This is a genomic window from Azospirillum sp. UENF 112521 (assembly GCF_058780665.1).
On sequence record NZ_JBSNCI010000005.1, the window covers coordinates 50,651 to 64,863 of the forward strand.

Below are 14,213 nucleotides of genomic sequence, written 5' to 3' on the forward strand. Positions count from 1 at the left end.
CCGTCAGGCCGGCAGCGCGCTGTTGAAGCCGGGATCGAAGATCGCCGCCGCGTCCAGCCGCTTGGGAATGATGCCGAACTCGCGCCAGACGTCGGACGTCGCCTGCTGATCGGCGATGACCGAGGCGTCGATGGCGACCGGCCGCGCCCGCTCGACGCCGAAGGTGTGGCGGGCGATGGTGGGATCGACACCGACCGTCCTTGCCCAGATGCCGGCATAGGCGTCGCTGTTCTCCAGAGCCCACAGCCGGGCGGCGGCGAAGCGGCGGATCAGGTCGGTCAACGCCTCGCGCTTGGTGGAGATCGCCTCCAGCGTGGCGGATTGATAGGACAGACCGCTCATCAGGCCGGTGCCGGTGACGACCGCGCGGGCGCCGTCGACCAGCAGCGCCTGCGAGACATAGATGCCCCAGCTCGACCAGGCGTCGATGGAACCGGCGGCCAGAGCCGATTTGGCGTCGGACGGCAGCAGGAAGGCGATCTTCACGTCGTCCGGCTTCAGTCCGTTCGCCTTCAGCGCCGCCAGCACGAGGTAATGACCGATGGAGCCGCGCCCGGTGCCGATGGTCTTGCCCTTCAGGTCGGCGACGCTGCGGATGGGGGAGGAGCCCGGCACCAGGATGGTGGTGCTCTGCGGGTTGGAGCGGACGGCGCCGATGATCTTTGCCGAGGTGCCGGCGGCCAGCGCGAAGGTGGTCGGCGCGTCACCGGCATAGCCGACCTCGATGGCACCGGCGTTCAGCGCCTCCAGCAGCGGGGCGGCGGCCGGGAACTGGCTCCATTCGATGCGGTAGGGCAGGTCGGCCAGAAGCCCGGCCGCCTCGATCACCGATTGGACGCCCCCCTTCTGGTCGCCGACCTTCAGCACGGTGCCGGCGGGAATGGCAGCGTTCGCCGGCCGCAGGGGCGCGAGCCCGGCGGCGAGCGCGCCGACACCGAGGCCGAGAGCATGACGGCGGGTGAGGGAGAACGGTCGATCAAGGCTCATGATGGTCTCCTGCGGAGCGTGGCTCCGGGACAAGGGAGGGAGGGTTCCGCGCCGTCAGCAGCGCGTCGGCCAGCTCGACGAAGCCGTCGCCGCCGGGGCCTCGCGTGATCCAGGCCGGCGGCCGGGGGATCTCGGACAGGAAGTCGATGACCGTGCTGACGCCGACGGAGGTCGGGAAATGGGCGAACATCGGCGCGTCGTTGACCGAATCGCCGGCATAGGCGACGGTCTCCGGTGCGGCGTCGATGTCGAGGCCATGAACCTCGCGCATCACCCGGCGCGCCATGCCGAGCTTGTCGTAGCCGCCGAACCAGCCGAGCACCCATAGGGAATTGACCGTCACCTCCGCTCCGGCGTTGCGGAAGTGACGGACCAGCGCCGTTCGCAAGGCGGGATCGGAAGGAACGCGGAAGGCGAGGCTGCACAGGCGGAAAGGCTGGTCGCTCGCCAATTCCACCTCGGGCAGGACGGCGTGGATGGCCTGCCGCAGACGCTCCAGCCGCCTTGCGGCCACCGTGCGCTCCTCCTCCCCGTGCCAATAGCGCCGCTCGACATCGCCGTCGGCGGTACGGCGCAGGAACAAGCCGCCATTCTCGGCGATCACCCCGTCCACCGGCCACATGCGCGCCATCTGGTCGGCCCAGCCAGCCGGGGCGGCAGTGACCGGCAGGACCGGAATTCCGGCATCGCGCAGCCGCTCCAGAGCGTCGTAGGTTCGGGCGGACAGGCGGCCCCGGTGGGTGAGGGTGTCGTCCATGTCGGTCAGGACGAACCGCACGCGGGCCAGGGCCGCCGCCGGAGCCTTCGCCAGCGGACGCAGGGCGGCGATGACGGTCATGCGGCCACCGTCCGCCGCGGGTCCTGGCGACGATCCGCCGGCACGGCGATCTGGGTGCGGTGCATGCGGCGGCGCTGGTCCTCGGGGAAGGGGTCGCGGCGGTGCATGGTCCAGCGGTTGTCCCACATCACCAGATCGCCGACACGCCAGCGGTGGTGCCAGGCAAGCTCCGGCCGCACTGCCGCCGCCCAGATTTCATCCAGCAGCGCCTCGCTCTCCGCCACCGACAGGCCGGGGATGTGGGCATGGGGACGGCGGCCCAGCAGCAATGCCCTGGCCCCCGTCACCGGGTGGGCGATGACCAGCGGATGCACCGTGCCCGGCGAGGTGGCGACATCGGTCGGCGGGAGGAACCCCTGGCGCAGGTAGCCGCCGCTGTTGGTGGTGCTGTCATGCTTGATCGACAGCCCCTCCACCCGCCGTTTCAGCGTCGCCGGCAAGGCGTCATAGGCGGCGAACATGCTGAGGAAGCCGGTGTCGCCGCCCTCCGCCGGCACCTCCAGCGCATAGAGGCTGCTGGCGTAGGGAGGGGTCTCCAGATAGGTCATGTCGGCGTGCCACACCGACTCCCCCGCGCCCAGCGCGCCGATGGGCCGGCCATTCTCCGTGACGTTGGAGATGACGTAGACCTCCTCATGGCCCGGCGCGTGCAGCCGTCCATTCTCGGTGATCGGTGCTTTGTCGAGCGGACCGAAATGGGCGGAGACGCGGACGAGGTCTGCGTCCGACAGGGTCTGGTCGCGGAAGACCAGCACCAGATGGCGGTCCAGCGCGTCGGCAAGGGCCGAAGCCGTGCCGGTGCTGAACGGCTGCGACAGGTGGAGATTGCGGATCTCGGCACCCAGCGTCGGGGTCACCGGATGGATGGTGAGGTCTGGATCGGACATGCGAACCCTCAGCTGCCAGCGCGGTCGTGGATGTCGGTGAAGAACAGGTCGCGCCAGTCGGCCGGCCGGTTGCGGATCGAGCCGATGCGCGCCATGAAGTCGGTGAAAATGCCGATGCCGCGCGGGGTGAGATCGTAGGAAATCTCCGGATGCGCGATCATCGTTGCCACCTCCTCCACGCCGAGCTTGGAGTTCTCGATGCGGATGTAGGCGCGCGCCGCCTCCTGCGGGTCGGCCTTGATCTGCGCCACCGCGTCCTCAAGCGCCGCCAGCACCGCTTTGGTCAGCTTCGGGTTGGCGTCGTGGAAGGCGGCGGAGGTCCACAGCGCGCTGAAGGAGGCGGGGCCGCCCAGAACGTCGTAGCTGCTCAGCACCTTGTGGATCTCTGGGATCGCGCAGCTGCTGGTCCTGGAAGGGCGGGCTGGTGAAATGGGCGGTGATCTCGGTCTTGCCGGACAGCAGGGCGGCGGTGCCGTCGGGATGGGCCAGCGAGACGGTCTGGGGATCGAGCTTCGCATGCTGGCCGGGGCCGAAGGTCTTCTCCGCCGCGATCTGCAGCACGATGGCCTGATAGGAGGCGCGGACCGACGGCACGACGATGCGGTCCTTCTCGGTGAAGTCCGTCAGGCTCTTCACTTCGGGCCGGTTGGTGTTGAGATAGGCCGGCTGGGCGTTCAGCGCCGCCAGCCCCCGCAGGTTGGCATTCCCCCTCGTTTTATCCCAGGCGATGATGAAGGCGGGCACGCCGGCCGCGCCGAAATCGGCATTGCCGGACAGGGTGGCTTCGGTGATCGTCGTCGGATTGCCGAGCGGGGTGTAACTGGCCTTCACCTCCCCCAGCCCGGCGGCGCGCGCCCGCGATTCCACCAGCCCTTTGTCCTGCATGACATAGAGCGGCAGATAGCCGAGGCCGAGATTGCGGGCGAAGCGAACCTCGGTCGCCTCTGCCTGTGCCGTCTGCGGCATCGAGGCGGCGATCCCGCCGGCGAGAAGCAGAGCGGAGCCCAGCAGGGTCCGCCGCCGAATGGAAAAGGGCTTGGTCATGAGCTGTCCCATCCGGTGCGTCAGATGACGTGGAAATTGTGGGCGCCGTCGCGCTTCAGCTGATCGACCAGCTCAAGCTCCCAGTCGATGTAGCCCTGCATGGCGGCGGCGCTGTTGTCGGTGCCCTCGTAGGGGCGCTTGTAGACGTCGTCGGGTTCGCCCCCAAGCCGGTCGAGATCGGTGCTGAGCGGCAGTCCGGCTGCCACCCAGCCCTTGGTGCCGCCCGCCAGCAGAAGCGGACGTTGCTCGCCAGACAAATGGGAAAGGGTGAAATCGGCGACGGCATAGCGGGTCAGCGTGCCGTCGCCGCAGGTCAGCACCGGGCGGACCCCCTTGGGCAGGAGGGCAATGGTGCCGGCCAGCCGGGCGCGGGTGGAAAAATAGGCCCCCGGAATGTGCCCGGCGCGGTAGCGCGGGCTGCGGGTGATGTCGATCACCGTCGCCTCGCCATTCTCCAGCAGGGCCAGCAGGTCGCGCGGCGCGATGGTCTCCGCTCCCACCTCCGGCTCCGGCGGCAGGCGGCGGCGGTCGGGGCCGCTCTCGCTGCCCAGCTCGGACACGTCGCCCTCCAGCACATGCACCTCCCAGCCAAGCTGCGACAGCCAGGATGCGGTCATGTCGGCGCGCGGACCGCCGCCGCCGGCCGGATCGTCGGCCAGGACGATGCGGGCGCCGCGCACCCCGACATATTCGTCGGTCGCCTGGACCAACTGGCCGCCGGCAGCGTGGCGGAAGCCGGGCAGATGACCGGCCTCATACTCCTCCGGCGTGCGCACGTCGAAGAGATGGAGCGTCCGGCGCTCGTCACCGCGGAAGCGGTCGAGCGTCTTCGCATCGAGCCTGCCGACCCCGGCGCGGTCGGCAACTGCCCGCGCCGCCCGGCGGCCGGCGGCGTCGCCGTCTGCCGAGACTTCCGGGAAGCGGCCCTCGCGTCCGCTGTCCAGCGTCAGCCCGGCCAGCGTCCAGCCGATGGTGCCATTGCGCAGGGCGGCGACCCGGTTGGGGATGCCGGCATTCACCAGGGACTGGGTGCCGATGATCGACCGCGTGCGGCCGGCGCAGTTGACCACCACCAGGGTCTTGGGATCGCGAGCGATGTCGTGGACGCGCTTGACCAGTTCGGCGCCCGGCACGCTGATGCCGCCGGGGATCGACATAGTGCGGTATTCCTCGAAGCGGCGGGCGTCGAGGATGACCAGATCGGCCTTGGCGTCGATCAGTGCCTTCACCTCCGCAGCCGGCAGCGAGGGGGTGTGGCGATGGTGCTCGACCCACTCGCCGAAGGCCTTGCTCGGCACGTTCACGTCCCGATAGACCTCGAATCCGGCGGCGATCCAGCCGGCCAGCCCGCCCTCCAGCAGCGTCACGTCGCCGTAGCCCAGCGCCTGGAGCCGGCGGGCGGCCGGCTCGGCATAGCCTTCGCCATCGTCATAGACGGTGATCGGCACGTCGCGCCGCGGCAGCAGGTCGTAAGCGAGCAACTCCACGCGGCTCAGCGGGACGGAGACGGCAAACAGCGGGTGGGCCAGCGAATAGGGGCCTTCCTCCCGCGCGTCGAGCAGGGCGACCTCGTCGCGTTCGATCCAGGCGCGGCGGATGTCGGCGGGGCGGCGGGTGGCGAGCGGAGCGGTTGCGGTGACGGCTGCGGTCATGGCGGTGACGGATCCTCAGGCGGCGTGGGGGACGGGCTGCGAGCGGTCCCAAAGGTTGGGCAGGGCGCTGTTGGCATAGCCGGAGATGAAGGGCTTGCGCTGGCCGGTCAGCGGGTCGAACACCGACCGCCGGACGGCGCCGATGTTGCCGCCATAGATGTGGATGCTGATGGACGGCCGGTCAGCCAGCGCGTTGGAGATCGCATGGACATCGCCGATGCGGGGCGACACCGCCTCGACCGACCCGGCCTTCAGGATTTCGGGCTGATGGGCGACCGGCGGGCCGCCCTGCGGCTGGAGGTCGTAGCGTTGCGACCGTTCCGCCCCGCGTAGGATGCCGACGAGGCCCCAGACAGTGTGGTCGTGGATCGGCGTCCGCTGCCCCGGTCCCCAGACGAAGCTGACGACGGAGAAGCGCTCGTACGGGTCGCAATGCAGCAGATACTGGCGATACTGCACCGGGTCGGGCTGGGCATAGGCGTCGGGCAGCCAATCGTCGACGGCGATCAGCCCGGCCAGCAGGGCGCGGCCGACATCGAGCACGGCGGACTCGTCGTCGCCCTGCCGCTCCACCAGCCGGGTGAAATCGGCGATGAAGCCGCGCAGACGAGACAGGTTCGGAGTGGTGGAGGCGGGGGGGAGGTTGTCGGGCATGGTCGGGTGTCCTCACCAGGTCTCGGCAAGGCCGAGCAGTTCGAGAATGCGGTGACGAAGCTCGGTCAGGACCGGATCGCCGCGGTGGCGGGGATAGGGGCGGTCGATGGACAGGTCGGCCTTGATGCGGGCCGGGCGGCCGCTGAACACGATCACGCGGGTCGCCATGAACAGCGCCTCTTCGATGTCGTGGGTCACCAGCAGGCCGGTGAAGCCCGAACTGCGCCACAGATCGACCAGTTCGCTCTGCATCGCCAGCCGGGTCAGGCTGTCCAGCTTGCCCAGCGGTTCGTCGAGGATCAGCAGGCGGGGGTCGTTGACCAGGGCGCGGGCCAGCGCCGCGCGCTGGGCCATGCCGCCCGACAGCTGATGCGGATAGGCCTTCTCGAAGCCGGTCAGTCCGACCAGCGCCAGAGCCTTGTCGATCCGGTGGCCTTGGGAGCGCAGCAGGCCGCGGGCCTCCAGCCCCAGGGCGACATTGTCGCGCACGGTGCGCCAGGGATAGAGCGTCGGGTCCTGGAAGACGACGACGCGCGACGGGTCGGGACCGTCGATGGGGCGGCCGTCGGCCAGGATGCTGCCGCGGCTGGGCGGCTCCAGTCCGGCGACGAGGCGCAGCAGGGTGGATTTGCCGCAGCCGCTCGGTCCCAGCAGGGCGACCAGCTCGCCCGGCTCGACCCGCAGTTCCACCCCGTCCAGCACCGGCAGCGGCGCGCCGTGCAGCTCGAAGCTGTGGCTGACCGCCTGCACGTCGATGGTCATGCCGGCGGTGTCGACGGTCTCAAGCGCTACCATTTGAGCATTCCTTTCTGCCAGGCGAGCAGGCGGTCGCGGACGCGGAACAGCAGCGTCACCAGACCGGAGCAGAGCAGCGCCATCACCAGCAGTGCCGCATACATGTTGCCGTAGGCGGCCCAGCCCTGGGCCCATTGCAGGTACCAGCCGACCCCGGATTTCACGCCCAGCATCTCCGCCACCACCAGGACGGCGAAGGAGGCGCCCAGCCCCATGAAAAGCCCGACGAAGACATGCGGCATCGCCGCCGGAACGGCGACCTTCAGCACCATGAAGCGCGGGGAGGCGCCCAGCGTGCGGGCGATGTCGTAATAGGCGCTGTTGACCCCGGCCACGCCGGACCAAGTGAGGACGGTCACCGGCACGCCGCTGGCCAGCGCGATCAGGAAGACGCTGGCGCTCCAGCTGGTGGGAAAGGCGAAGAAGGCGATGGGCAGCCACGCGGTGGCCGGCAGCGGGCCGATCAGCCGCAGAACCGGGTGCACCCAATAGCCGACCGCGCGCGACCAGCCGATGGCGACCCCCGTCACCACGCCAAGGATCGAACCCACGGCATAGCCGGTGACCAGCAGCCTCAGCGACGCGGCGAAGCAGTCGAGCAGCCGCGGCCAGTCGTCGAGATAGACCTCCAGCAGCGCCTGCGGCGGCACGAAGAAGGGGCGCGGCAGCAGATTGAGCTTGGCGGTCAGGATTTCCCAGCCGGTGACGCCCAGCGCCAGGGCGATCAGCCAGGGAACGGACGCCGACAGGCTGGCGATGGCGGCCTCCAGCCGGCTGCGCGGTGCAGGGCGGATCGCCGCGGCCAGCAGGGCGGCCAGCACAAGCAGCCCGGCCGCGACTGCCAGCAGGCTGGCGAACTCGCCGGTCCGCTCCCACTCCTGGGCATCGGCGGCGTCGGGCCACAGGGCCGTCACCCCGGACGCGGCGAACCACAGCAGGGCGGCGGCGGAGAAGCGCAGGAGGAGGTTGGATGGGAGGCCGCCGCCGATTGGCAAAGCTCCGCCGTTGGCCGCCGGCAGGGCGGCGGCCGTGTCGTTCACGCTCATGATCGATCTCCCGTTCGGCCGGGATTTGCCGGCCGCTACGGCGTTGGGCTCAGAGGATCACCACCGCCTTCGATGCGTCCAGCCGCGGGGCGCGCGGGCGCGACGGCGGTCCGTCGGCATGGCCCAGCGCCACCAGCAGGTTGGTGCGGAGACGGCCGTCGGCGAAGAACTCCGCATCGACCGCTTCGGCATCGAAGCCGGACATCGGCCCGGCATCCAGACCCAGCAGCCGGGCGGCCAGGATCAGGTAGCCGGCCTGGAGGCTGCCGTTGCGGAAGGCCGTGGTCTCGGCCAGCGACGGCTCGTCGACGAACATCGGCGAGGGGTCGTAATGCGGACTCAGCAGCGGCAGATGCTCGAAGAAGCGGCGGTCATAGGCGACGATGGCGATGGCGCCGGCCGTCAGCTTGGACTGATTGCCGCGGCTCAAGGCTGGCCGCAAGCGCTCCTTTGCATCCGGCGTGGTCAGGAAGACGAAGCGCGCCGGGCTGCCGTTGAAGGCGGTCGGCGGCAGCCGGACCAGTTCGTAGAGGCGATGCAGGGTCTCCACCGGAACCGGCCTGTCTGACCAGCTTTGCGGCGTGCGGGCGTTGATGAACAGGCGGCCGGCCGCCGCCTGGGAGAAGTCGTCGGGCAGCTGTTCGGTGACGGGAAGATGGGTATCCGGCATGGGAGCGGGCTCCGTCAGGGGATTGGGTCACGACCACACATGCTGGCGGCGGTCGTCGATTCGCTTGGCCTTGTGGACGGCGCGGGGCAGCGTGCCGGGGGCGAGCAGGGCGACCTCCGCCCCGACGCCGGTGGCAGCCTTCAGCTGGCGGCGCAGCCGGCCCCGCAGCTCTTCCAGATCGCCGTTGAAGCCGTGGGTGTGTTCCGCCTCGACCGTCAGGCGGTCCAGCCGGTCGACCCGGTCCAGCACCAGCCGGTATTCGCCGGTCAGCGCCGGGTCCTGGCGCACCACCGCCTCCACGTCGCCGGGGAACAGGTTGACGCCCTTGACGATCAGCATGTCGTCGAGCCGCCCATGCACGCCTTTCAGTCGCAGGGAGGTCCGGCCGCAGCGGCAGGGCTCCGTCGTCACCGACACGATGTCGCCGGTGCGGAAGCGGATGATCGGGCGGGCGCGCTTGCGCAGGGTGGTCAGCACCAGCTCGCCGCGCTCGCACTCCGCCACCGGTTCGAGGGTTTCGGGGTTCAGCACCTCGACCAGGATATGGTCCTCGGCCCAGTGCAGCCCGTCCTTCTCCACGCACATGCCGGCGCAGGAGCCGAAGATGTCGGACAGGCCGTAATAGTCGTAGACCTCCGCCCCCCACAGCGCCTCGATCCGTTCGCGCGTCTCGGGGATCGAGCCGCCGGGCTCGCCCGCCACGAACAGGCGGCGGACCGCGAGATCGCGGGCGGGGTCGATGCCCTCGCTCTGGGCGGTCTCGCCGAGATGCCAAGCGTAGGACGGTGTCGTCCACAGCGCCGTCGCCTTGAACTGGTTCAGCACCGCCAGCAGCCGTTCCGACGGCAGGGTTCCGGCATGGATGCTGAGCGCGCCCAGCTTCTGCGCCCCCAGCACGCAGGGGCCGCCGACGAACAGGGAGAAGTTCAGCGCATGGGCATAGCGGTCGGCCGGCCGCAGGCCGCTCGACCAGAACTGCCGCGCCTCATAGTCGATCCACTCTTCGAAGTCCTTGGCGGTAAAAGGCGAGGCGGTCGGCACCCCGGTCGATCCGCTGGAGGCGGAGATGTAGACGATCTCCCGTTCCGGCACGGCGACCAGATCGCCGAAGGGCGGCACCGCGACCTGACGGTCGCGGATGGTCGCCTTGTCCAGGAAGGGAAACCGCCGCAGATCGTCCAGCGTGCGCAGGTCTCCCGGCGACACCCCCTGCGAGTCGAAGGCGGCGCGGTAGTAGGGCGAGCCTTCGTAGGCGTGCCGCAGATGGTCCTTCAGCAGGTCGAGTTGCAATTGCCGCCAGTTGGCACGGCTCTGGGTTTCCAGACCGGGCTGCCAATATGCGTCATGGTCCTGAACCGCCACTTTTTCTTATCCTTCGAGAGTTTGGCGGCCGCTGCCGGCCTGATCAGGCCAGCGCTGCCAGCGATGCCAGGAGAATGGCCGAGACGATGCCGAGGCCGAGGGGAAGCAGGCCGCGGTCCGGACGCTCATCGTCGCCAGAGCAGTCTGTCATGTCCGCCGGGTGACCGTCGGGCGGGAGAAGCGGCAGCACCAGCGTGCCCGAGGGGCAGAGCGACGCCATCACCATCCGGTCGAAATCACTCAAACCCTGCATGGCTGAACTCCTTAGGTCAGGTGGTTTGGGGTCAGGTGGTTTTGGCGTGGCGCTTGCCACTGGCTGCAAAATTCAACAGATTGAGTCTGTTCAAATATCTTATTGTCTATAGGAAAATGGGAAAAATTGCTGAGGTCAAGCGTCTGCTTCGTATCGGCTGAAATTTTTCAGCGGAATCGGTACCGCCCTTGGCGAGCCGATGGCGGGAAAACCTTGCGTCCAGCGCCATACGGACGGCAATGCCCGCAGAATTTAACAAAAAAGAAACGTGTTTACAATCTATTTCCCTGTAGGAATGTAGATTTTATGATGACAACAGCGCGGGCGTCGCTTTAGAGTTCACGCACATTCGGATTCCCGGTCCTCGCAGGCCGGCATCCACACCGTGACGGGGGAAACGACGATGAAGACCAATCTGCATATTCTCCTCTCTGCCGCGCTGGCGGCGGTCGCCCCCTTTGCCGCCTCTACCATCGCCGAAGCCGCGTCCGGCAAGGTCGTGGTCGGCTATCAAACCGACGCGCTGCCCTCCTCGGTCGCCATCGCCAACGGTGACTTCGCCAAGGCGACCGGCGCCGAGATCGACTTCCGCAAATTCAACTCGGGTGCCGAGATCTTCGCCGCCATTGCCTCGGGCGACGTGCAGGTCGGCTATGTCGGCTCCAGCCCCTTCGCCGCCGCGGTCAGCCGCGGGCTGGACGTGAAGGCCTTCCACCTCGCCACCATCTCCGGCACCGACGAGGCGCTGGTGGTGCGCAACGGCTCCGGCATCGAGAAGCCGTCGGACCTGAAGGGGAAGAAGCTGGCGGCGGCTCCGGTCTCCACCGACCATTACCAGCTGCTCGCCGTGCTGAAGCAGGAGAAGCTGACGGAGCGCGACGCCCAGGTCTTCGCCATTCCGCAGCCGGACATCGTCGCCGCCTGGAACCGCGGTGACCTGGACGGCGCCTTCGTCTGGGATCCCGCCCTGACCGAACTGAAGAAGACCGGCAAGGTGCTGCTGACCTCGCGCGAGGTGGCCGACCGCGGCGCCCCGACCTTCAGTGCCTGGGTGGCGACCGCGGCCTTCACCAAGGACAATCCCGCCTTCCTCAAGAGCTTCGCCGGCACCATCGAGCGCTACAGCGCCTCCTTCCGCAACGACAAGGCGGCGTGGGGGCCGGATTCCGAGAATGCGAAGACGCTGGCGAAGCTGCTGGGCGGCACGCCCTCCGATCAGGCGTCGGCACTGACCAACCTGTCGCTGGTCCCGGCGGAGGTGCAGGCCTCCACCGCCTGGCTGGCCGGCGGCGAGGGAAGCGGTGCCGCGAAGATCCTGAAGGACACGGCGGAGTTCCTGAAGGAGCAAAAGAAGATCACCACCGTGCTGCCCAGCTACGGCGGCTTCGTCACCGCCGACTACGTCAAGGACGTCCGCTAATCTTATCGCCGACGGGAGAGCGTCCATGCTCCAGGTCCGCAACGCCAGCGTCTTCTTTTCCGCCCGTGACGGGCGGGTGGTCCATGCGCTGGACCGCGCGTCGCTCGACATCGACGCCAACAGCATCGTCGTGGCGCTGGGGGCATCGGGCTGCGGGAAATCGACGCTGTTGAACGCCATCGCCGGCTTCCTGCCCCTGTCGGAGGGGTCGATCACGCTGGACGGCCAGCCGGTCGCCAGCCCCGGCGCCGACCGCGGCGTGGTGTTCCAGAAGGACACGCTGCTGCCCTGGAGCAGCGTCGCCGACAATGTGGCGCTCGGCCTGCGCTTCGCCGGGGTTCCCGCCCGGGAGCGGCGCGAGCGGGCGGAGGAACTGCTGGGGCTGGTCGGGCTGGAAGGCTTCGCCGATGCTTTCCCGCACGAGCTGTCGGGCGGAATGCGCCAGCGCGTCGGCATCGCCCGCGCGCTGGCGACCGACCCGAAGATCCTGCTGATGGACGAGCCGTTCGGCGCGCTCGACAGCCTGACCCGCGAGCAGATGCAGGAACTGCTGATCGACGTCTGGGCACGCACCGGCAAGCGCATCTTCTTCATCACCCATTCCATCGAGGAGGCGCTGTTCCTCGGCACCACCGTGGTGGTGATGTCGCCACGGCCGGGCCGGATCGTCGCCCGTTTCGACCTGGATTTCGTCCGCCGCTTCGCCGCCGAGCGCGACGTGCGCGCCATCCTGTCGGCACCGGAGTTCGCAGATCTCTATGACGAAATCCGGTCCCTGGTGCATCGCCCGCATGCCGAGGCGGACTCCCGCCGGGCGGTGCTGCAATGACCGACCTCGCCCGCGCCGGAAGCCGCGCCTCCGATCCGGCTGACCGGCCGAAGATCGTCCGGCTCCATCCCTTCGGGCTGGACGGGGCGCGCACCGGCCCGATCAGCCTCGCCACCGCGCTCCTGCTGCTGGCGGCGTGGTTCCTGGCGACCCATTACCGGCTGGTGCCGCCGCTGTTCCTGCCGACACCGCAGGAGGTGGCGACCCAGTTCCTGGCGGTCGTCGAGGACGGCTATGCCGGCGCCACGCTGTGGGAGCATGTTTCGGCCAGCCTGTTCCGCATCTTCTCCGCCGCCGTCATCGCCGCCTCGCTCGGCATTCCGCTGGGGCTGGCGATGGGGCTGAACCGCTGGGCCAAGGGGGTTTTCGACACGCCCATCGAGTTTTACTGGCCGTTGCCGCCGCTGGCCTATCTGCCGCTGATGATCATCTGGCTCGGCATCGGCGAGGTTTCGAAGATCGTCCTGCTGACGCTGGCAATGTTCGCGCCGGTCTGCCTGTCGGCGCAGGCCGGGGTGCGGGCGCTGCCCATCGAGCGGGTGAATGCCGCCCTGTCGCTGGGCGCCAGCCGCTGGCAGCTGTTCCGCACCATCGTGCTGCCCAGCGCCCTGCCGGAAATCCTGACCGGCCTGCGCATCGGCATCGGCGTCGGCTGGAGCACGCTGGTCGCGGCGGAGCTGATCGCCGCCACCCGCGGCATCGGCTTCATGATCATGTCCGCCTCGCATTTCCTCGCCACCGACGTGGTCTTCGTCGGCATCGGCATCATCGCCGCCTTCGCCTTCGCCTTTTCCTACGGCATGCGCCTGCTGGAAGCGTGGCTGGTGCCGTGGAAGGGCAAGTCCTGAGAACTGCAACTGCCGGAATTTATAAACCGCCAAACAAAAAGATTGGGGAACCGCCATGCCAGACATCGCCTTGTCCGCCCTGACCGTCACGCCCGTCAGCCCCGCTATCGGTGCGCGGGTGGAGGGTGTCGACCTCTCCCGCCCGCTGTCGGACAGCGAAGCGGAGGCGCTGGAGCGGGCGCTGGTCGCCCATCAGGTGCTGTTCTTCGAGAACCAGCCGCTGACGCCGCAGGCGCAGCGCGACTTCGCCGCCCGTTTCGGCCAGTTGCACGTCCACCCGATCTATCCGAAGGTGCCGGAGCAGCCGGAGATCATGGTGCTGGACACCGGGCCGCACAACCCGACCGACAACGACGTCTGGCACACCGACGTCACCTGCATCGAAACGCCGCCGGCCATCGTCGCCCTGTCGGGCAAGCTCATTCCGCCCATCGGCGGCGACACGGTGTGGGCCAGCAACATCGCCGCCTACAACGGCCTGTCCGAACCGATCCGCCGCCTGCTGGAGCCTTTGAAGGCGCTGCACGACTTCACCCGCTCCTTCCCGGAATGGCGGCACAACGGCGATCCCGAGACCCATGCCCGCTGGAAGACGGCGCGCGACAAGCATCCGGCGGTGGTGCATCCGGTCATCCGCACCCATCCGGTCAGCGGCGCCAAGGCGCTGTTCGTGAATGAGAACTTCACCTCCCGCATCGTCGGGCTGAGCGACCGTGAAAGCGCCGCGATCCTGGAGTTCCTGTACGACCACATCAGCCGCCCGGAATTCACCGTGCGCTGGCGCTGGAAGGCGGACGATCTGGTGCTGTGGGACAACCGCTCGACCCAGCACTATGCGGTGAACGATTATTCACCGCACCGGCGCGTCATGCACCGCGCCACCGTGCTGGGCGACCGGCCCTATTGAGGGTTGGAGCGGAGGCGTGGC

16 protein-coding genes are annotated in these 14,213 nt (G+C 68.9%); 4 read left to right on the forward strand and 12 right to left on the reverse strand.

Annotated elements, in window-relative coordinates; all coding sequences use genetic code 11:
• Positions 1-3: 3 nt before the first annotated feature.
• From ACWPN8_RS25185 to ACWPN8_RS25240, 12 genes are read right to left on the reverse strand one after another with little or no spacing between them, the layout of a single operon-like run.
• On the reverse strand, positions 4-987 hold the full coding sequence (locus tag ACWPN8_RS25185; protein WP_492242705.1) for an ABC transporter substrate-binding protein: 984 nt from the start codon (positions 985-987) through the stop codon (positions 4-6).
• Positions 977-1,825, reverse strand: coding sequence for an HAD-IIB family hydrolase (locus tag ACWPN8_RS25190; protein ID WP_492242706.1), 849 nt, complete (start codon positions 1,823-1,825; stop codon positions 977-979). The genes ACWPN8_RS25185 and ACWPN8_RS25190 overlap by 11 nt, the downstream gene beginning before the upstream one ends.
• The gene (locus ACWPN8_RS25195) at positions 1,822-2,712 is read right to left on the reverse strand and encodes a TauD/TfdA dioxygenase family protein (RefSeq protein ID WP_492242707.1); all 891 of its coding nucleotides are present in this window, start codon (positions 2,710-2,712) and stop codon (positions 1,822-1,824) included. Before ACWPN8_RS25195 ends, ACWPN8_RS25190 begins: the two co-directional genes overlap by 4 nt.
• Before the next feature lie 8 nt (positions 2,713-2,720).
• Positions 2,721-2,987, reverse strand: coding sequence for a hypothetical protein (locus ACWPN8_RS25200; RefSeq protein ID WP_492242708.1), 267 nt, complete (start codon positions 2,985-2,987; stop codon positions 2,721-2,723).
• A complete protein-coding gene (locus tag ACWPN8_RS25205) occupies positions 2,971-3,756 on the reverse strand; it encodes a substrate-binding domain-containing protein (protein ID WP_492242709.1) in 786 nt (261 codons plus the stop codon). The genes ACWPN8_RS25200 and ACWPN8_RS25205 overlap by 17 nt, the downstream gene beginning before the upstream one ends.
• A 20-nt stretch (positions 3,757-3,776) precedes the next feature.
• Positions 3,777-5,408, reverse strand: a complete 1,632-nt coding sequence (locus ACWPN8_RS25210) for a rhodanese-like domain-containing protein (RefSeq protein WP_492242710.1) — start codon at positions 5,406-5,408, stop codon at positions 3,777-3,779.
• A 15-nt stretch (positions 5,409-5,423) separates the two neighbouring features.
• A complete protein-coding gene (locus ACWPN8_RS25215; RefSeq protein ID WP_492242711.1) occupies positions 5,424-6,062 on the reverse strand; it encodes a cysteine dioxygenase family protein in 639 nt (212 codons plus the stop codon).
• Positions 6,063-6,074: 12 nt separating this feature from the next.
• A complete protein-coding gene (locus ACWPN8_RS25220) occupies positions 6,075-6,857 on the reverse strand; it encodes an ABC transporter ATP-binding protein (RefSeq protein ID WP_492242712.1) in 783 nt (260 codons plus the stop codon).
• The gene (locus ACWPN8_RS25225) at positions 6,851-7,903 is read right to left on the reverse strand and encodes an ABC transporter permease (RefSeq protein ID WP_492242713.1); all 1,053 of its coding nucleotides are present in this window, start codon (positions 7,901-7,903) and stop codon (positions 6,851-6,853) included. The genes ACWPN8_RS25220 and ACWPN8_RS25225 overlap by 7 nt, the downstream gene beginning before the upstream one ends.
• 49 nt (positions 7,904-7,952) lie before the next feature.
• Positions 7,953-8,573, reverse strand: a complete 621-nt coding sequence (locus ACWPN8_RS25230) for a malonic semialdehyde reductase (RefSeq protein WP_492242714.1) — start codon at positions 8,571-8,573, stop codon at positions 7,953-7,955.
• A gap of 27 nt (positions 8,574-8,600) precedes the next feature.
• Positions 8,601-9,935, reverse strand: coding sequence for a phenylacetate--CoA ligase family protein (locus ACWPN8_RS25235; RefSeq protein WP_492242715.1), 1,335 nt, complete (start codon positions 9,933-9,935; stop codon positions 8,601-8,603).
• 43 nt (positions 9,936-9,978) lie between these two features.
• Positions 9,979-10,188 carry a hypothetical protein gene (locus ACWPN8_RS25240; RefSeq protein ID WP_492242716.1) on the reverse strand — a complete coding sequence of 70 codons (210 nt, stop codon included), beginning with the start codon at positions 10,186-10,188 and terminating at the stop codon, positions 9,979-9,981.
• A gap of 403 nt (positions 10,189-10,591) precedes the next feature.
• Between ACWPN8_RS25240 and tauA the strand changes: the two genes are divergently transcribed.
• The 4 genes from tauA to tauD are packed head-to-tail and all read left to right on the forward strand — an operon-like array spanning position 10,592 to position 14,192.
• Entirely contained in the window at positions 10,592-11,608 is a 1,017-nt protein-coding gene (tauA, locus tag ACWPN8_RS25245) for a taurine ABC transporter substrate-binding protein (RefSeq protein ID WP_492242717.1), read from the forward strand.
• 25 nt (positions 11,609-11,633) lie between these two features.
• Positions 11,634-12,437, forward strand: coding sequence for a taurine ABC transporter ATP-binding protein (locus ACWPN8_RS25250; RefSeq protein WP_492242718.1), 804 nt, complete (start codon positions 11,634-11,636; stop codon positions 12,435-12,437).
• Positions 12,434-13,285, forward strand: coding sequence for an ABC transporter permease subunit (locus tag ACWPN8_RS25255; RefSeq protein WP_492242719.1), 852 nt, complete (start codon positions 12,434-12,436; stop codon positions 13,283-13,285). The genes ACWPN8_RS25250 and ACWPN8_RS25255 overlap by 4 nt, the downstream gene beginning before the upstream one ends.
• A gap of 55 nt (positions 13,286-13,340) precedes the next feature.
• Positions 13,341-14,192: a taurine dioxygenase gene (gene tauD / locus ACWPN8_RS25260; protein ID WP_492242720.1), complete on the forward strand. Its 852-nt coding sequence runs from the start codon at positions 13,341-13,343 to the stop codon at positions 14,190-14,192.
• Positions 14,193-14,213: the final 21 nt, after the last annotated feature.